The 23,808-nt window shown below is 70.9% G+C and carries 22 protein-coding genes and 1 pseudogene; 14 read left to right on the top strand and 9 right to left on the bottom strand.

The genetic code is table 11. The annotated features are described in order from the left end of the window. From BN971_RS19855 to BN971_RS19880, 6 genes are all read right to left on the bottom strand, one after another. A partial coding sequence (locus BN971_RS19855; RefSeq protein WP_170322207.1) for an Hsp70 family protein occupies positions 1 to 990 on the bottom strand: 990 nt, incomplete at its 3' end. Between the two features lie 96 nt (positions 991 to 1,086). After that, on the bottom strand, positions 1,087 to 1,608 hold the full coding sequence (locus BN971_RS25175; protein WP_085178835.1) for a hypothetical protein: 522 nt from the start codon (positions 1,606 to 1,608) through the stop codon (positions 1,087 to 1,089). A 34-nt stretch (positions 1,609 to 1,642) separates the two neighbouring features. Further along, positions 1,643 to 2,230: a hypothetical protein gene (locus BN971_RS19865; protein ID WP_085178855.1), complete on the bottom strand. Its 588-nt coding sequence runs from the start codon at positions 2,228 to 2,230 to the stop codon at positions 1,643 to 1,645. A gap of 112 nt (positions 2,231 to 2,342) precedes the next feature. Continuing rightward, on the bottom strand, positions 2,343 to 2,834 hold the full coding sequence (locus tag BN971_RS19870; protein WP_085178836.1) for a (2Fe-2S)-binding protein: 492 nt from the start codon (positions 2,832 to 2,834) through the stop codon (positions 2,343 to 2,345). After that, on the bottom strand, positions 2,827 to 3,720 hold the full coding sequence (locus tag BN971_RS19875) for an FAD binding domain-containing protein (RefSeq protein ID WP_085178837.1): 894 nt from the start codon (positions 3,718 to 3,720) through the stop codon (positions 2,827 to 2,829). Before BN971_RS19875 ends, BN971_RS19870 begins: the two co-directional genes overlap by 8 nt. Then, positions 3,717 to 6,065, bottom strand: a complete 2,349-nt coding sequence (locus BN971_RS19880; RefSeq protein WP_085178838.1) for a xanthine dehydrogenase family protein molybdopterin-binding subunit — start codon at positions 6,063 to 6,065, stop codon at positions 3,717 to 3,719. Before BN971_RS19880 ends, BN971_RS19875 begins: the two co-directional genes overlap by 4 nt. A gap of 52 nt (positions 6,066 to 6,117) precedes the next feature. Between BN971_RS19880 and BN971_RS19885 the strand changes: the two genes are divergently transcribed. Next, on the top strand, positions 6,118 to 6,690 hold the full coding sequence (locus BN971_RS19885; RefSeq protein WP_245836451.1) for a nucleotidyltransferase family protein: 573 nt from the start codon (positions 6,118 to 6,120) through the stop codon (positions 6,688 to 6,690). Here BN971_RS19885 and BN971_RS19890 read toward each other — a convergent pair. After that, positions 6,687 to 8,138 (bottom strand): amino acid permease, encoded by a 1,452-nt coding sequence (locus BN971_RS19890; protein ID WP_085178840.1) that lies wholly within the window; start codon positions 8,136 to 8,138, stop codon positions 6,687 to 6,689. The two genes, BN971_RS19885 and BN971_RS19890, sit on opposite strands and share 4 nt — an antisense overlap. A 246-nt stretch (positions 8,139 to 8,384) precedes the next feature. On the opposite strand from BN971_RS19890, the gene dnaK reads away from it, so the two are divergent. Genes dnaK through BN971_RS19910 form a run of 4 tightly spaced genes read left to right on the top strand, consistent with a single transcriptional unit; the run spans position 8,385 to position 12,501 of the window. Next, positions 8,385 to 10,244 (top strand): molecular chaperone DnaK, encoded by a 1,860-nt coding sequence (gene dnaK, locus BN971_RS19895; protein WP_085178841.1) that lies wholly within the window; start codon positions 8,385 to 8,387, stop codon positions 10,242 to 10,244. Next, positions 10,241 to 10,870 (top strand): nucleotide exchange factor GrpE, encoded by a 630-nt coding sequence (grpE, locus tag BN971_RS19900; protein WP_085178842.1) that lies wholly within the window; start codon positions 10,241 to 10,243, stop codon positions 10,868 to 10,870. Before dnaK ends, grpE begins: the two co-directional genes overlap by 4 nt. 60 nt (positions 10,871 to 10,930) lie before the next feature. Continuing rightward, positions 10,931 to 12,103, top strand: coding sequence for a molecular chaperone DnaJ (gene dnaJ / locus BN971_RS19905; RefSeq protein ID WP_085178843.1), 1,173 nt, complete (start codon positions 10,931 to 10,933; stop codon positions 12,101 to 12,103). Continuing rightward, complete coding sequence (locus tag BN971_RS19910; RefSeq protein ID WP_085178844.1) at positions 12,103 to 12,501, top strand: heat shock protein transcriptional repressor HspR; 399 nt, start codon at positions 12,103 to 12,105, stop codon at positions 12,499 to 12,501. Before dnaJ ends, BN971_RS19910 begins: the two co-directional genes overlap by 1 nt. On the opposite strand, the gene BN971_RS19915 is transcribed toward BN971_RS19910, so the two are convergent. Together BN971_RS19915 and BN971_RS19920 are read right to left on the bottom strand one after the other, a co-directional pair. Beyond that, the gene (locus BN971_RS19915; protein WP_085178845.1) at positions 12,502 to 13,404 is read right to left on the bottom strand and encodes an aldose 1-epimerase; all 903 of its coding nucleotides are present in this window, start codon (positions 13,402 to 13,404) and stop codon (positions 12,502 to 12,504) included. 3 nt (positions 13,405 to 13,407) lie between these two features. Further along, positions 13,408 to 14,562: an FAD-binding oxidoreductase gene (locus BN971_RS19920; protein WP_085178846.1), complete on the bottom strand. Its 1,155-nt coding sequence runs from the start codon at positions 14,560 to 14,562 to the stop codon at positions 13,408 to 13,410. Between the two features lie 203 nt (positions 14,563 to 14,765). Here BN971_RS19920 and clpB point away from each other — a divergent pair, with 203 nt between their 5' ends. From clpB to BN971_RS19965, 9 genes and pseudogenes are all read left to right on the top strand, one after another. Then, positions 14,766 to 17,312 (top strand): ATP-dependent chaperone ClpB, encoded by a 2,547-nt coding sequence (gene clpB, locus BN971_RS19925; RefSeq protein WP_085178847.1) that lies wholly within the window; start codon positions 14,766 to 14,768, stop codon positions 17,310 to 17,312. A gap of 99 nt (positions 17,313 to 17,411) precedes the next feature. Next, entirely contained in the window at positions 17,412 to 18,263 is an 852-nt protein-coding gene (gene ttfA / locus BN971_RS19930; protein WP_139027151.1) for a trehalose monomycolate transport factor TtfA, read from the top strand. Positions 18,264 to 18,273: 10 nt separating this feature from the next. Then, positions 18,274 to 19,047 carry an SDR family NAD(P)-dependent oxidoreductase gene (locus BN971_RS19935; RefSeq protein ID WP_085178857.1) on the top strand — a complete coding sequence of 258 codons (774 nt, stop codon included), beginning with the start codon at positions 18,274 to 18,276 and terminating at the stop codon, positions 19,045 to 19,047. Next, positions 19,034 to 19,576 (top strand): orotate phosphoribosyltransferase, encoded by a 543-nt coding sequence (gene pyrE / locus BN971_RS19940; protein WP_085178856.1) that lies wholly within the window; start codon positions 19,034 to 19,036, stop codon positions 19,574 to 19,576. Before BN971_RS19935 ends, pyrE begins: the two co-directional genes overlap by 14 nt. A gap of 187 nt (positions 19,577 to 19,763) precedes the next feature. Further along, a complete protein-coding gene (locus BN971_RS19945) occupies positions 19,764 to 20,687 on the top strand; it encodes a hypothetical protein (RefSeq protein WP_372511965.1) in 924 nt (307 codons plus the stop codon). Next, positions 20,684 to 21,328 carry a TrmH family RNA methyltransferase gene (locus tag BN971_RS19950; protein ID WP_085178850.1) on the top strand — a complete coding sequence of 215 codons (645 nt, stop codon included), beginning with the start codon at positions 20,684 to 20,686 and terminating at the stop codon, positions 21,326 to 21,328. Before BN971_RS19945 ends, BN971_RS19950 begins: the two co-directional genes overlap by 4 nt. Positions 21,329 to 21,417: 89 nt before the next feature. Further along, positions 21,418 to 21,882: pseudogene (locus tag BN971_RS26330) on the top strand (PE family protein); the annotation flags it as partial. A gap of 87 nt (positions 21,883 to 21,969) precedes the next feature. Then, a complete protein-coding gene (locus BN971_RS19960) occupies positions 21,970 to 23,115 on the top strand; it encodes an XdhC family protein (protein ID WP_085179471.1) in 1,146 nt (381 codons plus the stop codon). Positions 23,116 to 23,146: 31 nt separating this feature from the next. After that, positions 23,147 to 23,782: an SRPBCC family protein gene (locus BN971_RS19965; protein ID WP_085179470.1), complete on the top strand. Its 636-nt coding sequence runs from the start codon at positions 23,147 to 23,149 to the stop codon at positions 23,780 to 23,782. Positions 23,783 to 23,808 lie beyond the last annotated feature (26 nt).

Genomic DNA, 23,808 nt, shown 5'->3' on the forward strand with positions numbered 1-23,808 from the left:
GCCGAGCAGCGCCGCGCCGACGGCCGCGCTGAACCCGGGCTGCGGCGCGCTGTGGACCGGCACCCCGAAGTGGGCGGAGAGGCGGGCGCCGAGCAGCGGGATGGCGGCGCCGCCGCCGACCGCCGCCAGCGCGGCCAGCTGCGTAATGCCGTTGTCCCGCAATGCTTGCCCGACGCCGCCGATGAAGCGGTCCAGCGCCGGGGACAGCAGCTGCTCGAAGTCGCTGCGCGACAACACCACGTCCCCGCCCGGGCCGGCCACGGCAGCCACGGAGGTGCCCGAGAGCTGCTCCTTGGCGCGCCGGCATTCAGCCAGCAGGCGCGCTTGGGAGCCGATGCGGGCGGTGCCGGCCACGTCGGTGGTCATGGTGGAGGCCGCCGCCTGACTCAGGACGAGCTGATCGAGCGCGTCGCCGGAGAAATCGGTGTCCCGCACCGTCGGGCCGATTTGCCGGAAGGCCGAGCCGGCGTCGAACAGGGTGATGCTGGTGCCGCCGGCGCCGAAATCGCACAGCGCGACCACGCCGTCGGCCGGGAGTCCGGGCTGGGCACGCAGCGCCGTCAGCGCCGCCACGGCATCGGAGACCAGCGCCGGCGGGACCCCGCGGCGGGCGAGGTCCGGCTGGGCGAAGAATTCCTCGCTCAGGGCGGTTGCGCGGGCCTCCGACCAGTACGCCGGGATCGCGATCGTCACCGGCGTGCCGTAGCCGACGGTGCGCGCCATCGCCTCGATCGCTTCGACCGTCAGCACCTCGCCGAGATACTTGGTGCCGTCGGCCGCCACCAACGGGGTCCGGTCGCCGACGCGCTCCACGAATCCCCGCAGCACCAGCCCGGGATGGGTGAGGTTGGGATTCTCCTCGGGCAGGCCGACTTCGGTCGGCGCGTTCTCGAACAGCGTCACCACGGGACTGCGGGCCACCGGCGCGCGACCCGCGTGCGCAGCAACCAGGTGGGCCACCCCGATCGAGAGCCCGAGCGAATCGCTCATCATGCGCACCCCTGTATCCGTTGTCCGGCCGGACGGCCCTCACCCTGACGGCCGTGGCTTCCCGCGAGTCTAGGTGCGCGGGCGCCTCCGGATCCGTCAGGACAGGCCCGGCGGCAGGGTGATCACGGTCGGCACTTCCGGGATGGTGATCACCGACGGCAGGGGCGGCAGGTGGTGCCGATGCGTCGGCTGTTGCTGGGTGGGTTGCCGGGTCGGCTGCTGGGTGGGTTGCTGGGCCGGCGACTCGACGGTGGCGCTGGTCGAGGGCGTGGTCGTGGTCGAGGGCGTGGTCGTCGTCGGGGTCGTGGTCGTGGTCGTCGGCGACGGAGCGGTGCTCGTGCTGGTCGACGGGGTGTTGCCGGTGCCCTGCGTATCGTGCAGGAGTTCAGACAGGCCGAACGCGATCAGGCCGAGGAGAATCAGGACGGCCGCGATCCACCCGGCCAGCGCGGCGGGCTTGCGGTACCAGGGGGTCGGTTCGGGGGCGTCGAGGGTATCGACGGGCTGCTGCGACTCGTCCTCGGCGGGGCCCTCCCGGGGCGGCGGCGCAGCCGCGCGGAAGTCGGAGAACTGAGTCGGCTGGTTGTGGAAGTCGTCCGGTGGGCCGTTGCGTGCCACGGATTCGATGTTACTGACGTCAGCCGGCGCGACGTCAGAACGTGTTGACGTTGTCGAGGCTGACGAACATGCCGTGGCCGGTGTGGTCGTTGGTGAACCGGGTGCCGTCGGGGGCGGCGTCGATCTTCCAGCCCTGCGCCTCGTAGGTCTTGTAGTCGATGGTGACCGTCGGGATCGCGCCGAGGTTGCCCAGCACCCACTGCACCTTGCCGTCGGCGCTGATGCTGACGCCGTTGGCGTGTTCGCCGTCCTGCAGTGGGGAGTTGGTGAACGGTGCCTCGCACCCGACGGTGTCCTTGTTGATCTGGCAGCGCGTCACGCCCGACTTGGTCTCGATGAACACGTAGCCGTTCTGGTCGGGCGGAAGCGGGATGGCTCCGGCCGGTGCGGTCGGGCTTCCGGGTGCCGTCGGCGTGACCGGCGCCGCGCTGGGCGCCGGCGTCGAGGTGGTCGGCCGGGGGGTGGGGAAGGTGGGTTCCACCGGCCCGGCTCCGGGCGCGGCGACCGGCCTGCCCTCGATGACGGACGAGCAGCCGTCGATCAGCAGCGGGCTGGCCAGGATGGGCGACAGCAGCAGGGATCCGCCGGCAAGGCTCCACCGTGCCCTTTGCGATAGCCGCACGCGCCGCTCCTGCTCGATCGTCATGTCAGGAGCCAGGGTACAAACGCGGTGACGCAAGTGACTGCAGTGACGCGCTGGGAATGCGGGCGGATGCGGGGCCGATGGTGAAGCTTTACCGTCGCGTGACCGATTCGCGGGTCAACTCGGCGGCCCGGTGCGCCGCCGCGACGATGCCCTGGTATCCGGTGCAGCGGCAGAAGTTGCCGGACAAGCCTTCCCGGATCTCGGTATCGGTGGGATCGGGGTTGTCGCGCAGCAGCGCGGTCAGTGACAGGACGAACCCCGGTGTGCAGAAGCCGCATTGCAGCCCGTGGCATTCGCGCAGCGCCGACTGCACCGCCGACAGCGTCCCGTCCGGCGACGCGATGCCCTCGACCGTGGTCACCTCCTGGCCGTCGGCCTGCACGGCGAACATCAGGCAGGAGCGCACGGCGGCGCCGTCCAGCAGCACCGTGCAGGCCCCGCAGGCCCCGTGCTCGCAACCCAGGTGGGTGCCGGTGAGCCCGCACTTCTCCCGCAGGAAATCGGCCAGCGTCATCCGGGGTTCGACGCGGGCCGAGACCCCGCTGTCGTTGACGGACAACCGGATCGGCACCTCAGGCATCGCCGGTCCTCGCTTCCTGTCGGGCCTCGTGGACGGCCTGGGTCCAGGCGCGTGCGGCCATGGCGGCCCCGACCTGGGTTCGGTATGACGCCGACCCCTGCAGGTCCACCGGAATGTCGTCGAGGCCCGCCAGCGCTTCCCGGCCGATTTCCTCGGGCGCAAGCTCGCCCACCGGCTTGCCGATCACCGACGCCTCGGCCGCGGTCGCGCGCCGGGGCGTGGCGCCCAGGCCCAGCAGGCCGATGGCGCACCGGCGAACCCGGTCGCCGTCGTCGAGCTGGACGGCGACGAGGGCTCCCGCGATCGCGAAATCGCCGTGCCGGCGCGAGAACTCCTGGACCGAGAATCCGGAGCGGCCCTCCCACACCGGGAATCGGACGCCGGTCAGCACCTCGTCGGACTCCATCGCGGTCTCCCACACGCCGACGAAGTAGTCGGCGGCGGCGATCTCGCGGGATCCGCGCGGAGAGCGCACCTCCATCACGGCGTCCAGCGTGAGCGCGACGGCGGGGTATTCGCCGGCGGGGTCCGCGTGGGCGATCGACCCGCCGAGGGTGCCGCGGTTGCGGATCTGGAAGTGCCCGACGAACGGGGTCGCCCGGGTCAGCAGCGGAACCGCCTGGCGCACTTGGGCATCGGCCCCTACGGTGGCCTCGGTGGTGCCCGCGCCGATCCGGAGTTCGCCGTTGCGGCGCTCGATGCCCCGCAGTTCGGGGAGCCGGGAGATGTCGATCAGGTGGTCGAAGTAGGCCAGGCGCATCGCCAGCATCGGCACCAGGCTCTGGCCGCCGGCAATGAGTTTGGCGTCGTCGCCGAGTTCGGCGAGCAGGCTCACGGCGTCCTGCACGGTGCCGGGGCGGTGGTAGTCGAAGGCGGCGGGCTTCACCGTGCCGCCTCGTTCAGCAGCGCGGCGACGGAGGCCGGGGTGGCCGGTAGCCGGGTGACCGTCACGCCCAGCGGCGCCAGCGCGTCGTTGACGGCGTTGATGACCGCCGGCACCGAGCCGATGGCCCCGCCCTCGCCGGCGCCCTTGTACCCGCCCGGCCCGGGCCCGGGGATCTCGACGTGGCCGAACTCGATCGGCGGGACCTCGGTGGCCGTGGGCAGCAGGTAGTCCACGAACGTCGTTGCCAGCGGGTTGCCGTCGTCGTCGTAGACCATGTCCTCCATCAGGGCGCCGCCGATGCCCTGCACGGTTCCGCCGGCGATCTGGCCCTCGACGATGCTCGGGTTGATCATGGGCCCGACGTCCTCGCTGACGATGTAGCGCAGCAGCGTGACCTTGCCGGTGGCCACGTCCACCTCGCAGGTGCAGGCGTGGGTCGCGTTGGACCACAGGATGGGCGCCGTGGCGACGAAGCGCGCGGTGGCCTCCAGCTCGGGCGACGTTCCCGGCGGCAGCATTTGCGGCGAGTAGTGCGCCAGGTAGGCCAGCTCGCCGAAGCTCACCTGCTTGGACGGGTCGCCGCGCACCGCCGCGGTCGACTGCGCCAACTCCACCTCGGACTCGGCGACCTTGAGGTGGTGGGCCGCCAGCGCGACGATCTTGCGGCGCAGGATGGTCCCGGCCTCGTTGACGGCCCCGGCCGTCATGGGGCCGCTGCGGCTGCCCTGCGTCCCGGCGCCGTAGGGAGTGATGGCCGTGTCGCCCTGGATGGTGCACACGTCCTCGATGTCGGCGCCCAGCACGTCGGCGGTCAGCTGAATGACGGTGGTTTCCAAGCTGTTTCCGCTGGAGCCGCCGTTGACGTAGACGTTGATCTTGCCGGTCGGCTCCATCCGCATGGTGCAGCCCTCGGTGGCCAGGTGGCCCGTGGCCGCCCCGGTGGGCTCGATGTACGCCGAGAACCCCAGCCCCAGATACCGGCCCTGCGCGAGCGCTTCGGCCTGCTCCTTGCGGAACCCTTCGTGGTCAAGGAGTTTCACCGCCTGCTCGAAGGTCTCGATCGGGGCGACGTGGTCGTAGGGCATGCCGTTGGGGTTGAAGTACGGCATCTCGTCGCGCCGCAGCAGGTTTCGGCGGCGCAGCTCGACGGGGTCCATGTTCATCCTGCGCGCGGCGATGTCGAGCAGGACCTCGCGCGCGAGCGTCTCGTACTGCCACGGGCCGCGGTAGGCGGCCAGCCCGGCGGTGTTGGTGAAGACCGTCTTGTAGTTGAAGCTGGCCTTGGGCACGCGGTAGGGCCCCGGGAAGAACATCCCGATGGCGGCCGTGGTCAGCACCGGGTAGGGCGTGGGGTACGCGCCGATGTCCTGGACGTAATCGATGTCGGCGGCCAGGATCTTGCCGTCGTCGTCGAACGCGAGGCGCCCGGTGCCGTCGACGTGCCGGGCCTGCCCGGCCGACATCAGGTTTTCGCGGCGGTCCTCGATCCACTTCAGCGCGGCCGGGACCTTGCGGGCGGCCAGCATGATGCACATGTCCTCGCGCATCGGCACCACCTTCTGCCCGAAACCACCGCCGGTGTCGCGCATGATCACCCGAACCCGTTGGGCCGCAATGCCCAACAGCCGCGCGCAGAAGGCCCGCAACTCGTGCGGGGTCTGCGTGGAGGCCCACAGGGTGAGTTCCCCGGTGGCCGCCGTCCATTCGACCACCAGGCCGCGGGTCTCGATCGGGACCGGTGCGTAGATCTGTTGGTAGACATTCTCTTTCACCACGCACGGCGCGCTTTCGAAGAGCTCCTCGTCCGGCGGTGCCCCGGCCATCCCGCCCGCGACGTTGGCGGGGTAGCTGTCGTGCACGAGCACGCCACAGGACTGCGCCGCGGTGAAGTCGACGATCGCGGGCAGCGGCTCGTAGTCGACGTCGACGAGTTCGAGCGCGTCCTCGGCGACGTAGCGGCTGTCGGCCACGATCAGGGCGACCGGGTCGCCGACGAACTTCGCCTCGCCCTCGGCCAGCGGCGGGCGCGGGGTGTCCGGCACGTCCCTGCCCGCGACGGCGTGCCAGGCCTCGCGGACGGCGGGGTTGAGGTCCGCGGCGGTGAACACCGCGTGCACGCCGGGCAGCGCGAGCGCCGCCGACGCGTCGATGCCGTTGATCTTCGCGCGCGCGAACGGGCTTCGGACGAAGCAGGCGTGCAGCATTCCGGGCCGGGTGACGTCGTCGACGAAGCCGCCGTGGCCGGTCAGCAGCCGGCCGTCCTCGACCCTCTGCACGCGGGTCCCGGCGTATCGGGGCGTCGGAGCGGTCAAAGCGGTCGCCGCCCCCTGCACGTCCTGAGTCATGGCGCTCCATCAGATTGTCGCTGAGCGAGAAGCTGAATGTCATCATAGGAGAGTGCCGTTACCGGAGTCGAGAGGCCCGGCCCGCTGCGTCGGAGTGCTGCTGGCCGCCGGCGCGGGGCTGCGGTACGGCAGGCCGAAGGTCCTGGTCGACGGCTGGCTCGACATCGCGGTCGACGCGCTGAGGGGCGGGGGCTGCGCCGACGTCGTGCTCGTGCTGGGCGCCGGGGAGGTGCCGGCGCCGCCCGGTGTCATCGCGGTCGCGGCGGCCGACTGGCGCGACGGGCTGAGCGCCTCGGTGCGCGCCGGCCTGGCCGGGGCCGACCGCCTGCGGGCGGACTACGCGGTGCTGCACGTCGTCGACACCCCCGATGTCGGCCCCGGTGTGGTGGCGCGGGTGCTGGGGCGGGCGGTCGCGTCGGAAAGCGGCCTGGCGCGCGCGTATTTCGCGGGTCGGCCGGGTCATCCCGTGGTGCTCGCGCGCCGGCACTGGCCCGACGTGCTGGCCGGGCTGTCCGGGGATCGCGGGGCCGGCGCGTTCCTTCGGGGCAGGGGAGACGTCGGGCGCGTGGAGTGCGGCGACCTGGCCGGCGGCCGCGACATCGACGCGCCGGACGACGCGCGCTAAGCCGCCACGGGCGGGTCGTTGAGCGGTGAGGTCGACGCGCCGGTGTCCTCGGCCGCGGCCCTGACCCGGTGGCGGACCAGGAACCAGCCGCCGAAGAGCGCGGTGGAGCCGAACAGGATCGCGCCCATCAGCCAGGGACCCTGAACCTTGTCGAACAGCATCAGCACCACGACGCCCACCAGGAATACCAGCGTCAGATAGCCGCTGTACGGGGCGAACGGCATCCGGAAGGCCGGCCGTTGCACCCTTCCGGCGCGCGCCAGCCGGTAAAGCTGCAGGTGGCTCGCCACGATGGTGCCCCAGGCGACCACCACGCCGACGGCGGCGATGTGCAGCACGATCTCGAAAGCCTGGCTGGGCTTGACGGCGTTCAACACGATGCCGAGCAGGCCGATGGCGCTGGTCAGCAGGATCCCGCCGTAGGGCACGCCGTTCTTCGACATCGGTGCGGTGAACCTCGGGCCGCTGCCGTTGATCGCCATCGACCGCAGGATGCGGCCGGTGGAGTACAGCCCCGCGTTGAGGCTCGACAGCGCCGCGGTCAGCACCACGATGTTCATCAGGCTGCCGGCGCCGCTGAACCCGGCCTTGGCGAAGAACGTCACGAATGGGCTCACGTTGGCCCGGTAGGCGGTGTGCGGCAGCAGCAGCGCCAGCAGCACCGTCGACCCGATGTAGAAGACCGCGATGCGAAGCACCACCGAGTTGATCACCCGGGGCATGATCTTTTCCGGATCGACGGTCTCCCCGGCGGCGATCCCGACGAGTTCAACTGCGGCATAAGCGAATACCACGCCCGAGGTGACCAGCACCAGGGGCAGCAGCCCGGCCGGCAGCAGGCCGCCGTGGGTCTCCCACAGCACCGGGCCGGTGTCGTGGCCGTCGACCTTGAACCGCCCGACCACGAACACGGTGCCGACCACCAGGAAGGTCACCAGCGCCAGCACCTTGATGAGCGAGGCCCAGAACTCGAGTTCGCCGAAGACCTTGACCGAGATGAGGTTCATCGACAGCACGACGATCAGCGCGATCAGCGCGAGCGTCCACTGCGGGATCGCGTGGAACGCGTCCCAGTAGTGGCAGTAGTGGGCGATCGCGGTGGTGTCCACGATGCCCGTCATCGCCCAGTTGATGCAGTACATCCAGCCGGCGACGAAGGCGACCTTTTCGCCGAAGAACTCCCGGGCGTAGGACACGAACGAGCCCGACGACGGGCGGTGCAACACCAGCTCACCGAGCGCGCGCAGGATCAGGAAAACGAAGATCCCGCAGATCCCGTACACCAGGAAAAGGCCGGGGCCGGCCGATGCGAGCCGCCCGCCGGCGCCGAGGAAAAGCCCGGTTCCGATGGCCCCGCCGAGGCCGATCATCGTTATCTGGCGGTTCTTGAGCCCCTTGTGATACCCCACCTCTTCGCGCGCGAGGTGCGCGCTGTCCGACGGTGACATCGAGCTCCTGCTGTTGTGGCCCTCCGGGATCCACAGGCTAACGCATGGGGGCGGCGCACGCTGCCCCACAAAATCTCGCTGCGCACCCGGGAACAAGACCGCCGCGCCCGCCGTTAGCATGGTCGATAAGTTGAGTGAACAAGGCTCAAGCTTGGGTTGACATACCAACGTCGGCCAGAGCAGGCTTGAGCGGGGTGCACTCAGCAGTGCAGTACCGAAAGCTCTACTACTCAGGAGGAAATCACCATGGCTCGTGCGGTCGGTATCGACCTCGGGACCACCAACTCCGTCGTCGCGGTTCTCGAGGGCGGCGACCCCGTCGTCGTCGCCAACTCCGAGGGCTCCCGGACCACGCCGTCGGTCGTCGCGTTCGCGCGCAACGGCGAGGTGCTGGTGGGTCAGCCCGCCAAGAACCAGGCGGTGACCAACGTCGACCGCACCATCCGCTCGGTCAAGCGGCACATGGGCAGCGACTGGTCCATCGAGATCGACGACAAGAAATACACCGCGCCGGAGATCAGCGCCCGCGTGTTGATGAAGCTCAAGCGCGACGCCGAGGCCTACCTCGGCGAGGACATCACCGACGCGGTGATCACCGTTCCCGCCTACTTCAACGACGCCCAGCGCCAGGCCACCAAGGACGCCGGCCAGATCGCCGGCCTCAACGTGCTGCGCATCGTCAACGAGCCGACCGCGGCCGCGCTGGCCTACGGCCTGGACAAGGGCGAGAAGGAGCAGACGATCCTGGTGTTCGACCTCGGCGGCGGCACCTTCGACGTGTCCCTGCTGGAGATCGGCGAGGGCGTGGTCGAGGTGCGTGCCACCAGCGGTGACAACCACCTCGGCGGCGACGACTGGGACCAGCGCGTGGTCGACTGGCTGGTGGAGAAGTTCAAGGGCACCAGCGGCATCGACCTGACCAAGGACAAGATGGCGATGCAGCGGCTGCGCGAGGCGGCCGAGAAAGCCAAGATCGAGCTCTCGAGCTCGCAGAGCACCTCGATCAACCTGCCCTACATCACCGTTGACGCCGACAAGAACCCGCTGTTCCTCGACGAGCAGCTGACGCGCGCGGAGTTCCAGCGCATCACCCAGGACCTCCTGGACCGCACCCGCAAGCCGTTCCAGTCGGTGATCGCCGACACCGGCATCTCGGTGTCCGACATCGACCACGTGGTGCTAGTGGGTGGTTCCACCCGCATGCCCGCGGTGACCGACCTGGTCAAGGAGCTCACCGGCGGCAAGGAGCCCAACAAGGGCGTCAACCCCGACGAGGTCGTCGCCGTGGGCGCCGCCCTGCAGGCCGGCGTGCTCAAGGGTGAGGTGAAAGACGTTCTGCTGCTTGACGTGACGCCGCTGAGCCTCGGTATCGAGACCAAGGGTGGCGTGATGACCAAGCTGATCGAGCGCAACACCACCATCCCGACCAAGCGGTCGGAGACCTTCACCACCGCCGACGACAACCAGCCGTCGGTGCAGATCCAGGTCTATCAGGGTGAGCGCGAGATCGCGGCGCACAACAAGCTGCTCGGTTCCTTCGAGCTGACCGGAATCCCGCCGGCGCCGCGCGGCGTCCCGCAGATCGAGGTCACCTTCGACATCGACGCCAACGGCATCGTGCACGTCACGGCCAAGGACAAGGGCACCGGCAAGGAGAACACCATCCGCATCCAGGAGGGCTCGGGCCTGTCCAAGGACGAGATCGACCGGATGATCAAGGACGCCGAGGCGCACGCCGAGGAGGACCGCAAGCGTCGCGAGGAGGCCGACGTCCGCAACCAGGCCGAGACGCTGGTCTACCAGACGGAGAAGTTCGTTTCCGAGCAGCGCGGCGCCGAGGGTGGGCCGAAGGTTCCCGAGGACACCCTGAGCAAGGTGGAAGCCGCTGTGGCCGAAGCCAAGACGGCGCTGGGCGGCACCGACATCGGCGCGATCAAGTCGGCGATGGAGAAGCTGGGCGAGGAGTCCCAGGCGCTCGGACAGGCGATCTATGAGGCCACCCAGGCCGCGGGCCCGCAGGCCGGCGCCGCCGGGGACGGCGCGTCCGGTTCGTCCGACGACGTCGTGGACGCGGAGGTGGTCGACGACGACCGGGAGTCCAAGTGAGCGAAGGACGAGCGGCCGAAGGCCAGGAACAGGTGACGGTCACCGACAAGCGGCGCATCGATCCCGAGACGGGTGAAGTGCGGCAGCCCAGTTCCCCCGGCCCGACCCCAGGCGGGTCGGCGCCGGGGGCGTTCCCCGGCGAGAGCCCCGAGGAGGCCGGCAAGGCGGCCGAGTTGCTCGGCGATCTGCAACGGGTGCAGGCCGACTTCGCGAACTACCGCAAGCGCGCGCTGCGTGACCAGCAGGCCGCGGCGGACCGGGCCAAGGCGGCCGTCGTGACCCAATTGCTGGGCGTGCTCGACGATCTCGAGCGCGCGCGCAAGCACGGCGACCTGGAATCGGGACCGCTGAGATCGGTGGCGGACAAGCTGGACAGCGCCCTGAGCGGGCTGGGGCTCACCGCCTTCGGTGCCGAAGGCGAGGACTTCGACCCGCTGCTGCACGAGGCCGTGCAGCACGAGGGCGACGGCGCCGACGGTTCAAAGCCGGTGATCGGCACGGTCATGCGGCAGGGCTACCGGCTCGGTGAGCAGGTGCTGCGGCACGCCCTGGTCGCCGTGGTGGACACGGTCGCCGCCGACACCGGCGAGGAATCGGACGATAAAGCCGCCGGCTCCGGTGACTAGACCACACAATCAGGACAGCAAAAAGCACAACGAAAGACAGAGGTGAGGGGGTGACGCGACATGGCCCAGCGTGAATGGGTCGAAAAGGATTTCTACAAGGAGCTGGGCGTCTCCTCCGATGCCAGCCCGGAGGAGATCAAGCGCGCCTACCGAAAGCTGGCGCGCGACCTGCATCCCGACGCCAACCCCGACAACCCGGCGGCCGGAGAACGGTTCAAGGCGGTCTCCGAGGCGCACAACGTGTTGTCGGACCCCGCCAAGCGCAAGGAGTACGACGAAACCCGCCGGCTGTTCGCGGGTGGCCGCTTCGGTGGCCGCCGGTTCGAGGAGGGCGGATTCGGCGGGTTCGGCGGTGACGGCGCCGAATTCAACCTGAACGACCTGTTCGACGCCGCCGGGCGAAGCGGGGGAGCCAACATCGGCGACCTCTTCGGCGGGCTCTTCGGCCGCGGCGCCGGCGCCCGCCCGAGCCGGCCGCGCCGCGGCAACGACCTGGAGACCGAGACGCAACTGGAGTTCGTCGAGGCCGCCAAGGGCGTGGCGATGCCGCTGCGGCTGACCAGCCCGGCGCCGTGCACCAACTGCCACGGCAGCGGCGCGCGGCCGGGCACCAGCCCGAAGGTGTGCCCGAGCTGCAACGGTTCGGGGGTGATCAACCGCAACCAGGGCGCGTTCGGTTTCTCCGAACCCTGCACCGACTGCCGCGGCAGCGGCTCGATCATCGAGCACCCCTGCGACGAGTGCAAGGGCACCGGCGTCACCACCCGGACGCGCACCATCAACGTGCGGATCCCCCCGGGCGTCGAGGACGGTCAGCGGATTCGGCTGCCCGGGCAGGGCGAGGCCGGATTGCGGGGGGCGCCCTCGGGCGACCTGTACGTGACCGTGCATGTGCGGCCGGACAAGGTGTTCGGCCGCGACGGTGACGACCTGACCGTGACCGTGCCCGTCAGTTTCACCGAATTGGCCTTGGGCACAACGCTTTCGGTGCCCACACTGGACGGCAAGGTCGGCGTTAGGGTGCCCAAGGGCACCTCCGACGGCCGCATTCTGCGGGTGCGTGGGCGCGGCGTGCCCAAGCGCAGCGGCGGCAGCGGGGACCTGCTGGTCACCGTGAAGGTGGCCGTGCCGTCCAACGTGGAGGGTGCGGCCCAGGAGGCGCTGGAGGCGTACGCGGCCGCCGAGCGGGCCAGCGGTTTCGACCCACGGGCCGGATGGGCGGGTAATCGCTGATGGCCGTCAACAGGGATCCCAAGAAGAAGGACGAGTCGCGAACCTTCCTGATCTCGGTGGCCGCCGAACTGGCCGGCATGCACGCGCAAACCCTGCGCACCTACGACCGCCTGGGCCTGGTCAGTCCGCGCCGCACTTCCGGTGGGGGACGGCGTTATTCGCAGAACGACGTCGATCTGCTCCGCGAGGTCCAGCGGCTGTCCCAGGACGAGGGCGTCAACCTGGCCGGCATCAAGCGCATCATCGAGCTGACCAACCAGGTCGAGGCGCTGCAGTCGCGGATCAAGGAGCTCACCGAGGAGCTGGCGCAGGTGCGGGCCGGCCAGCGCCGCGACCTGGCGGTGCTGCCCAAGAGCACCGCGGTGGTGGTGTGGCAGCCGCGCCGGTCGCGCGGCTGATCACGCGCGGATCGAGAACTGCGTGACCGCCGGCTCGCCCGGTAACGCGCATCGGTAGCCGCCGCGGCGCAGGGCGTCGGTCGGCGCGGTCATCGGCTCGAAGCACACGACCTGCTTGTCCGGGCCCTTACCCGTCGGCGCGAAGATCTGCGTCGCCGGGTATCCACGTTCGAAGTGCACCTCGATGCGGCGTCCGCCGCCGGACACCGCGAACACCGCCCCGTCGTCGACCCCGTCGAAGGCGTCGTCGAAAGCCTTGTCGCCCAGCGCTTCCTGCCGTGCCGGCCGCGGCGTGGATGCCCCGGTCGGCAGCCCGCGATCGTCCAGGCCCAGATGCCGCAGCGGCGGCGTCTCGATGACCCAGTCGCCGCGCGGCAGCCCCGGCAGCTGCAGGTAGGGGTGAAACCCGAAGCACAGCGGCACCGCCCTGGCGCCGGTGGCGGTGACGGTGGTGCGAACGGTCAAGGTGCGCTGGGCGAGCCGGACCGCGACGTTCAGCACATGCGGATACGGGAAGCTGGCCAGCAGCCGCGGCTCGGCGCCGAAGTCCAGCTCGGCGGTCAGTTCGTTGCCCGACCGCGCCGTCACCCGCCAGCCCGGGTAGGCGGCCAGCACGCCGTGGATGGGCAGCCCGTTGGGGTCGGCGCGCACGCCGTTCTCACCCGGCGTCAGCGTCACCGTCTCGCCCTGGGCGGTATAGGTGTTGGCGCTCAGGCGATTTGCCCACGGGTACAGGATGGGGATGCCCATCGTCTTGCCCGCCTCGAGGTAGGCGTCCAGGCCGCGGCGCTGCCCGAGCAGCTGCGCCCCGGCGTCGGTGAGCGAGGTGCCGATCATGCCCGCGGAGGGCACGAACTGCGCGGCCACCTCCGACGCCGGGTCGGTCAGTGTGACGACGTCCATTGGCTACCTCCACAGGGGGTCGTGCTGAATGTGTTCGGGCGGAGCGCCTTTCGCGATCAGCGCGGCCTTGGTGGCGCGGACCATCGCCGGGCCGCCGCAGATCAGGATCTGCCGGTCGCCCCAGCCGCCGTACTTGGTCACCACGTCGAGCAGCCGGCCGGTCTGGTGCACGTGCAGGCCGCGCGGCGGGGTCACGTCGGGGTAGTCGGCGGCCCACGGGGGGTCCCGTCTGTACTCCGAGACCGGCGAGACCGACAGCCACGGATTGTGCGACGCCACCTGCCAGAGGGTCGGCAGATCGTAGAGTTCGCAGCGGTAGCGGGCGCCGAAGAACAGGTGCACGCGCGGGTTTTCGGCGTAGCGAGCCAGGTCCAGGATCAGGGCCCGCAGCGGTGCCAGGCCGGTGCTGCCGGCGACCATCAGCACGTCGCCGCCCCCGCGGTCGACCCGCAGGCCGCCGTGCGGGCTGGACAGCCGCCACCGGTCACCGGGGCGGGTCTCGTTGACGACGGCGGTGCTGACCAGGCCGCCGGGCACCTGCCGGACGTGAAACTCGATCCCGCCGTCGGGGTCGGCCGGAATCGCCGGGCTGAGGTAGCGCCAGCGGCGCGGGCATTGCGGCACATGGGCGTTGACGTACTGGCCGGGGTAGTACTGCATCGGCCGGTCCAGGCGCAGCCGCACCACGGCGAGGTCACGCGAGACGCGGTTGTGTTCGATCACCGTGCCGTCCCACCAGGCCGGTCCCTCCTCGGCCTCGGCGGCCCCGCTCATCACCCCGGTGATCAGGTTCAGCGACTGCGCGGCCGCCGCGTCGACGGCGTCGGTCCACGCCTCGCCCAGGTGCGTGCGCAGGCTTGCCGACAACGCGCGGCGCAGCGTGCCGTAATGCCTGGGCAGCACACCGTATTTGCGGTGATCGCGGCCCAGCTGCGCCAGGAACGCCACCGGCTCGGCCGCGCGCTGCTCGACCAGCTCGCCGTAGACCCAGAACATGGCCTGGGCGAAAGCGGCCCGCTGGGCGTCAAGTTCGGGCGGGAACAGGTCGCGCACCGAGACGTCCAGGGCGAACCAGTGGGTGTAGAAGCGGTGCACGAGCTCGGGGCCCGCGAACGCGTCGCGCAAAATCCGCAACGCATCCCGGTCCTCGAGGCTCACGGAGCCCGATTCTAGGCGCGCCGCGCGCCGGCAACGCCGGTCAGCGCAGCGCCGGCGGCGGCCCGGACGCCCGTTTTCGCGCTCTATGGCGCCCTCCTGGAGCCCGGATCGCACAAAGGACTAAAATTGAGCGGAACACACTCAACCTTGACGGCGTTGAACTACCCGAGAACGATTTCCCCCATACCCCGAACGGAGCTGTCGTGGACTCTTTCAACCCGACCACCAAGACGCAGGCCGCGCTCACCTCGGCGCTTCAGGCCGCCTCGGCCGCCGGAAACCCCGAGATTCGGCCCGCCCACCTGCTGTTGGCGCTGCTGACGCAGAACGACGGGATCGCCGCGCCGCTGCTGGAGGCCGTCGGCGTGGAGCCCGCCACCGTGCGCACCGAGGCCCAGCGGCTGCTGGACCGGCTGCCCCAGGCCAGCGGCGCCAGCGCGCAGCCGCAGCTGTCGCGCGAATCGCTGGCCGCGATCACCACGGCCCAGCAGCTGGCCACCGAGATGGACGACGAGTACGTCTCGACCGAGCACCTGATGGTCGGCCTGGCCACCGGGGACTCCGACGTCGCCAAGCTGCTGACCGGCCACGGCGCCTCGCCGCAGGCGCTGCGCGAGGCGTTCGTCAAGGTCCGTGGGAGCGCCCGGGTCACCAGCCCCGAGCCCGAGGCGACCTACCAGGCGCTGGAGAAGTACTCCACCGACCTGACCGCCCGCGCCCGCGAGGGCAAGCTCGACCCGGTCATAGGGCGTGACAACGAGATTCGGCGCGTCGTGCAGGTGCTGAGCCGCCGCACCAAGAACAACCCGGTGCTGATCGGCGAGCCCGGCGTCGGCAAGACCGCGATCGTCGAGGGCCTGGCCCAGCGCATCGTCGCCGGCGACGTGCCCGAAAGCCTGCGCGACAAGACCGTCATCTCCCTCGACATGGGCTCGATGGTGGCCGGCGCCAAGTACCGCGGCGAGTTCGAGGAACGCCTCAAGGCCGTGCTCGACGACATCAAGAATTCCGCCGGCCAGATCATCACGTTCATCGACGAGCTGCACACCATCGTCGGCGCCGGCGCGACCGGCGAGGGCGCGATGGACGCCGGCAACATGATCAAGCCGATGCTCGCCCGCGGCGAGCTCCGCCTGGTCGGCGCCACCACGCTCGACGAGTACCGCAAGTACATCGAGAAGGACGCCGCGCTGGAGCGGCGCTTCCAGCAGGTGCTGGTCGGCGAGCCGTCGGTGGAGGACACCGTCGGCATCCTGCGCGGCCTGAAGGACCGCTACGAGGTGCACCACGGCGTGCGGATCACCGACTCCGCGCTGGTGGCCGCCGCCACGCTGTCCGACCGTTACATCACCGCGCGCTTCCTGCCGGACAAGGCCATCGACCTGGTCGACGAGGCCGCCAGCCGGCTGAAGATGGAGATCGACTCCCGGCCGGTCGAGATCGACGAGGTCGAGCGCCTGGTGCGCCGGCTGGAGATCGAGGAGATGGCGCTGGCCAAGGAGGAGGACGAGGCCTCCAAGGAGCGGCTGGAGAAGCTGCGCTCCGAGCTGGCCGACCAGAAGGAGAAGCTGTCCGAGCTGACCACCCGGTGGCAGAACGAGAAGAGCGCGATCGACGTCGTCCGCGAGCTCAAGGAGCAGCTGGAGGCGTTGCGCGGGGAGTCCGAGCGCGCCGAGCGCGACGGCGACCTGGCCAAGGCCGCCGAGCTGCGGTACGGCCGCATCCCCGAGGTCGAGAAGAAGCTCGACGCCGCCCTGCCGCACGCCGAGGCGCGCGAGAACGTGATGCTCAAGGAGGAGGTCGGGCCCGACGACATCGCCGAGGTGGTGTCGGCCTGGACCGGCATTCCCGCCGGCCGCATGCTCGAGGGCGAGACCGCCAAGCTGCTGCGCATGGAAGAGGAGCTGGGCAAGCGGGTCATCGGGCAGAGGCGGGCCGTGCAGGCGGTTTCCGACGCCGTGCGTCGCAGCCGGGCCGGCGTCGCCGACCCGAACCGCCCGACGGGCTCGTTCATGTTCCTGGGACCCACCGGCGTCGGCAAGACCGAGCTGGCCAAGGCGCTCGCCGAGTTTTTGTTCGACGACGAGCGCGCGATGGTGCGCATCGACATGAGCGAGTACGGCGAGAAGCACTCCGTCGCCCGGCTCGTCGGCGCCCCTCCCGGCTACATCGGCTACGACCAGGGCGGCCAGCTGACCGAGGCGGTGCGCCGGCGCCCGTACACGGTGATCCTGTTCGACGAGATCGAGAAGGCGCACCCCGACGTGTTCGACGTGCTGCTGCAGGTGCTCGACGAGGGTCGCCTGACGGACGGGCAGGGCCGCACCGTCGACTTCCGCAACACCATCCTCATCCTGACGTCCAACCTGGGGTCGGGCGGCAGCGAGGAGCAGGTGATGGCCGCGGTGCGCTCGGCGTTCAAACCCGAGTTCATCAACCGGCTCGACGACGTGATCATCTTCCACGGCCTCGAACCCGGCGAGCTGGTGCAGATCGTCGACATCCAGCTGGCGCAGCTGCAGAAGCGGCTGGCGCAGCGCCGCCTCACGCTCGAGGTGTCGCTGCCGGCCAAGCAGTGGCTGGCGCAGCGCGGGTTCGACCCGGTCTACGGCGCGCGGCCGTTGCGCCGGCTCGTGCAGCAGGCGATCGGCGACCAGCTGGCCAAGATGCTGCTCGCCGGTGACGTGCACGACGGGGACACCGTCCCGGTGAACGTCAGCCCCGACGGCGACTCGCTGATCCTGGGCTAGCGGCGATCGCGACCGGAGGCCCGATCGCCACTAGCTGTGATGCGGTTGTGACCCGCCGGGCTTCTGTGTTCAGGCCCGACAGCAGATACCCTGTCTTGGATGGTCCCCCTTTGGTTCACGCTGTCCGCACTGTGCTTTGTCGGTGCGGCGGTGCTGCTGTACGTCGACATCGATCGACGCCGCGGTCGCAGCCGGCGCCGTAAGTCGTGGGCGCGTTCCCACGGCTTCGACTACGAGCGTGAATCAACCGAGATCCTCCAGCGCTGGAAGCGCGGGGTGATGTCGACGGTTGGCGACGTCTCGGCGCACAACGTCGTGCTGGGGCAGATCCGCGGCGAGGCGGTGTACATCTTCGACCTCGAGGAGGTCGCCACGGTGATCGCCCTGCACCGCAAGGTCGGCACCAACGTCGTGATGGACCTGCGGCTCAAGGGCCTCAAAGAGCCTCGGGAGAACGACATCTGGCTGCTGGGCGCTATCGGCCCGCGCATGGTGTACTCGACCAACCTGGATGCGGCCCGGCGCGCCTGCGACCGCCGCATGGTCACCTTCGCCCACACCGCCCCCGACTCGGCCGAGATCATGTGGAACGAGCAGAACTGGACCCTGGTCGCCATGCCGGTGACCAGCACCCGCACCCAGTGGGACGAGGGCCTGCGCACGGTGCGCCAGTTCAACGACCTGCTCCGGGTGCTGCCGCCGATCCCCGAGGAGACGGCGGACGCGGGGGAACCGGCGCAGGTCCGCACCGCGGCTCCCGGCCGTCCCCTGGCGCCGGCCGGCCGCGCGGAGCTGCCGCCCGCCGCGCCCAGGAGCCGGTGCGCCGCGAGCAGCCCCGCGCCGAGGGTGATCGGCGCCCGCCGCCCGCGCCCCGCAACGGGCGTCAGGCCAGCAACTACCAGCTCTGAGCGCCCGGGGTGGGCCCGGCAACGGCCGGTGACCCGTCACTAGGATGTCGCTCATGCCCCGCCCCGTAGCCCTGGTGACCGGGCCGACGTCCGGAATCGGCGCGGGCTACGCGCGACGGTACGCGCGCGACGGCTACGACCTGGTGCTGGTCGCACGCGACGTCGACCGGCTGATGAGCCTGGCGAGCGAATTGGAGGGCCAGGCCGGCGAAGTCGAGATCCTGCCCGCCGACCTGGCCGACGCCGCCGGCCGGGAAAAGGTCTGCGATCGCCTGGCCCGGGGAGTGCGCGTCCTGGTGAACAACGCCGGCTTCGGCACCTCCGGCGACTTCTGGGCGACCGACCCCGCCCTGCTGCAGTCGCAACTCGACGTCAACGTCACCGCGGTCATGCACCTCACCCGAGCCGCCCTGCCGGCCATGCTCGACGCGGGCGCGGGCACCGTCGTCAACATCGCCAGCGTCGCCGGGCTCGTGCCGGGACGCGGATCGACCTACTCGGCGTCCAAGGCGTGGGTGATCTCGTTCAGCGAGGGCCTTTCCGTCGGCCTGCAGGGGACCGGCGTGGGAGTGCACGCCGTGTGCCCGGGCTACGTGCACACGGAATTTCACAGCCGGGCCGGCATCGACATGGCCAAGTCGCCGTCGTTCATGTGGCTCGAGGTGGACGACGTGGTGAGCCAGAGCCTGGCCGACATCGCCCGCGGCAAGGTGATCAGCATCCCGGGCCTGCAGTACAAGGCGATCATCGCCGCCGAGCGGTTGATCCCGCGGACGCTGATGCGGGCCGTCACCAAGCGAATCGGCGGTGGCCGTGGCCGGACCTGATCCGCGCGAGGAGCTGGCCGACCTGGTGCGGCGGCTGTCCGTCGTGCACGGCCGCGTGACGCTGTCGTCGGGCAAGGAGGCCGACTACTACGTCGACCTGCGCCGCGCCACCCTGCACCACCGGGCGTCGGCGCTGATCGGCAGGCTGATGCGCGAACTGACCGCCGACTGGGATTACGCGGTGGTGGGCGGTCTGACCCTGGGGGCCGACCCGGTGGCCACCGCCGTCATGCACGCGCCCGGGCGGCCCATCGACGCGTTCGTCGTGCGCAAGTCGGCGAAAACCCATGGGCTGCAACGCCTTATCGAGGGGTCCGACGTCGCCGGCAAGCGGGTGCTGGTCGTCGAGGACACCAGCACGACCGGCAACTCGGCGCTGACCGCGGTGCGCGCCGTCCGTGATGCGGGCGGCGAGGTGGTGGGCGTGGCGACCGTGGTGGACCGGGCCACCGGCGCGGCCGAGGCGATCGAAGCGGAGGGACTGCCCTACCGCAGCGTGCTGGGCCTGGCCGAGCTGGGGCTCGGCTAGGCCCCTGTGATCACCGCATGCACCGGCTGTCCCAGACGCCACAGGAGTCTCTCGTCCGGGCGACCGGCTTTGTGCCCGCCTCATAGCGACAACGCGCTCGCATCACCCTGCCGCCCAGGGATTGTCGCTATGAGGCGGGCACATCGTCACACCCCCGGGAGAGAGACTCGTGTGGCGAATGTGAACGATGGTTGATCTGATGCCGCGCAGGCGCAGGCGCAGGCTGCTGGCGTCGGTCGTGATCGTCGCCTGCCTCGCCGCCTGCTCGGGCGGCGACCGCGCGGCCGCCCCCTACGGCGCCCGGGGCGCGCGGCTCGGGGAGTCGCTGGCGCTGCTGGGCTGGAACATCTCGGTGTCCAACCTGCGCTGGGGCGGCGACTACGTGCTGGTGGACGTCGACGCCAGCGTCGCGTCGGCCAAGGACCCGCACGCGGCGCCCGAGGACGTCCGGTTCGGGCTCTACGGCGCCCTGTCGCATCCGATGGAGTCCACCGGGCTGGGCAGCTGCGACGCCGCCGCGGCCACCGTGCACGACATCCCGGCACCGCTGTCGGCGCCCGCCGGCCGGCTCACGGGCACGGTTTGCCTTGGGCCGCTGACGGATCGGAGCCAGGTCCGCGGCGTGTACGTGTACTCGCCCCGCGACCGCATCCCGAACACCTCGTCGGCCTATCCCGCCGCATTCCCGGTGGGACTGATGCCGACCAACGCCAACGACAGCGGCCTGACGGTCCAGACCGTCAGCCTGTCGGCGTGGCGGGCCGACGGCGTTCCGGTGACCAAGGCGCAGCTCGGCGATCCCGGGGCCTTCACCGGCAACGGTTACATGCTGCTGGGTCTGGAAGCCGACGCCGTCGCGGCCCGCTATCGCGACGACTCCGCGCGGCGCGGCGGCCCGATGATGCTGCTCGCCTCGCCCACCGTGCCCGGGGCGGGACTGAACCGCGCGTGTGCGGCGTACGGGTCGTCGGTGCTGATCCTGCCCGACGCGTCGCAGGACGCGGTGCACGTCAACGCGTCGCTGTGCACGCAGGGCGAGATCAACCAGGCGTTGCTGTACGCCACCGTCGCGATCGACGGCACGCACGCCGGTGTGTGGACGCAGCGATGACCGAGCCCGGACCCACCGAGTGGGGGGAGCCGGCCGGCGGCGTCGGGCCGTGGGTGGGGGAACCGCCCGACGACCCGCGCTATGACCCAGTCCTGTTGGAGCAGGGCGACTCTCGCAACGTCGTCGACGCCTACCGGTACTGGACCCGGGACGCGATCATCGCCGACATCGACACCCGCCGGCATCCGCTGCACGTGGCGATCGAGAACTTCGGCTACGACGCGAACATCGGATCGGTCGTGCGCACCGCCAACGCGTTCGCCGTGCACACCGTGCACATCGTGGGCCGACGGCGCTGGAATCGCCGCGGCGCCATGGTGACCGACCGATACCAGCGGCTGTGCCACCACGACGACAGCGCCCAGCTGCTGGACTTCGCCGCGCGCGCCGGCCTGACGGTCGTCGCCGTGGACAACGTCCCGGGCGCCGCCCGGCTGGAGCAGGCCGCGCTTCCGCGGGAATGCCTGCTGGTGTTCGGCCAGGAGGGTCCCGGCATCACCGGCGACACCAGGGCGGGCGCCGCGATGACGGTGTCGATCGCCCAGTTCGGCTCGACGCGCAGCATCAACGCCGGGGTCGCCGCGGGGATCGCGATGCACGCGTGGATCCGGCAGCACGCCGACCTGTCGCGCGCCTGGTAACCGGTCCGATAGCGCACCGGCGGCCGCCTTGAGGGCGTTATTATGCCCGAGTCCAATAACGCACTGACCTGTCAACCGGGCGGAGGCCGATGTCCTTTCTCATCGTGGCGCCGGAGTTTATGCACTCTGCGGCGTCGGATTTGGCGAATATCGGCTCGGTGATCGGCGCCGCCAACGCGGCGGCGGCGGGCCCGACGACCGGGATCGTGGCCGCCGGCGCGGACGAGGTGTCGGCGGCTGCCGCGGCGTTGTTCGGCGCCCACGCGCAGGCCTACCAGACCCTCAGTGCGCAGGCCACGGCGTTTCATAACCAGTTCGTTCAGCTGATGAATGGCGGTGCGGCCTCCTATGTCGGCGCCGAGGCCGCCAACGCGCAGCAGAACGCGTTGAATGCGGTCAATGCGCCGGTGCAGGCGGCGTTTGGGCGCCCGCTGATCGGCGACGGCGCCGCCGGGACGGCGACGAACCCGAACGGCGGGGCCGGGGGGATGAGGCGCGCGACGAGCACGATTCGTGCGACGAGCGCGCTGTCGGGCAGCCCGGGCACAACCGGCGCCCAGGGCTGACCTCGCAGCCGCACCACCGCCGAATAGGCCCGAAGTTCAGCCGGGGTCACGGGTTCCTGGCTTACGTTGAGACGCGTGCGTGACGTCCTTGCCGAGCTGATGTCGGTCTGGCGCGCCGGCGGCACGGCCGGCGTCGGCACCGTGGTGCGGACCTTCCGGTCCGCGCCCCGGTCACCCGGAGCGTCGATGCTGGTGGCGCCGGACGGGTCGGTGGCGGGGTCGGTGTCGGGCGGCTGCGTGGAGGGCGCGCTGTACGAGGCCGCCGGCGAGGTCCGCGCGACCGGGACGCCGCGGCTGGAACGCTACGGGGTCAGTGACGGCGACGCCTTCGCGCTCGGCCTGACCTGCGGCGGCATCATCGACGTCTTCGTCGAGGCGGTCTCGCAGGCGACCTTTCCCGAACTCGGGGCCGTCGCCGACGACATCGACGAGCACCGCGCGGTCGCCGTCGCCACCGTCATCGCCCACCCGGACCCGACGCGGGTCGGCAGACGGCTCGTCATCCGGCCGGACCCGGCCGCACCCGTCGGGGGGTCGCTGGGTTCGGCCCGCGCGGACGCCGCGGTCACCGACGATGCACGCGGCCTGCTGGCGGTCGGCCGCAGCGATGTCCTCGAGTACGGGCCCGACGGGCAACGGCTGGGCGAGGGCATGGAGGTCTTCGTCGCCGGCTACGCGCCGCGCCCCCGGATGCTGGTGTTCGGCGCCATCGACTTCGCCGCGGCCCTGGCGCAGCAGGGCTCGTTCCTCGGCTACCGGGTCACCGTGTGCGACGCGCGCGCCGTGTTCGCGACCCGGGCGCGGTTCCCCACGGCCGACGAGGTCGTCGTCGACTGGCCGCACCGCTACCTGGCCGCCGAGGCCGCAGCGGGCGCCGTCGATGCGAGCACCGTCGTCTGCGTCCTCACCCACGACCCGAAGTTCGACGTCCCGGTGCTCGAGGTGGCGTTGCGGCTGCCCCGCATCGGCTATGTCGGCGCGATGGGATCGCGGCGCACCCACGACGACCGGATGGCGCGGCTGCGGGCGGCGGGCCTGACCGGCGCCGAGCTGGGCCGGTTGTCCAGCCCCATCGGCCTGGACCTCGGGGCCCGTACCCCGGAGGAGACGGCGGTGTCGATCGCCGCCGACATCATCGCCAAGCGCTGGGGCGGCGGCGGCCGGCCGCTGGCCGACATCGCGGGACCCATCCATCACCACGCGCACACCCCGACTCTATGATCGTAGTGATGCCCGTTGAGAGGACCACAGCATGAAGATCGCCCACCAGTTCACCGTCAGCGCACCCATCGAGAAGGCGTGGGACGTGCTGAGCGACCTGGACCACGTGATCCCGCTGATGCCCGGGGCGGCGCTGACGGGCCACGAGGGCGACGACTACCTCGGCAAGGTCAAGGTCAAGGTCGGGCCGGTCACCAGCGAGTTCAGCGGCAAGGTGCGCTTCGTGGAGCACGACCGCGCCCAGTATCGCGCCGTGATCGACGCCAAGGGCAAGGAGACGCGGGGCAGCGGCAACGCGGCCGCCACGGTCACCGCCGAGCTGCACGAGGACGGCCCGCGCACCAGCGTCACCGTCGACACCGACCTCAAGATCGCCGGCAAGCTGGCCCAGTTCGGCAGCGGAATGCTGCAGCAGGTGTCGGAGAAGCTGCTGGGCCAGTTCGTGGAGTCGCTGGAAGCCGAGCTGGCGGGCGAAGGCCCGGCGACCCCCGCCACGCCCGAGGGGCCCGCGCAGGTCGCCGAGCCGCGGCACCCGGCGGCCGCCGAGCCCGAACCGATCGACCTGCTCGACCTGGCCGGCGGCGACCAGCTCAAGAAGTACGGGGGGATGGCGCTGGTGGTGCTCGTCGCGCTGCTCGTGGGTTGGGTGCTGGGCCGCAGGCGCTGACGGCTTCCCGGGCGCCGCGCTCAGGC

Origin of the sequence: Mycobacterium bohemicum DSM 44277 (assembly GCF_001053185.1) — a bacterium.
Classification (GTDB): domain Bacteria; phylum Actinomycetota; class Actinomycetes; order Mycobacteriales; family Mycobacteriaceae; genus Mycobacterium; species Mycobacterium bohemicum.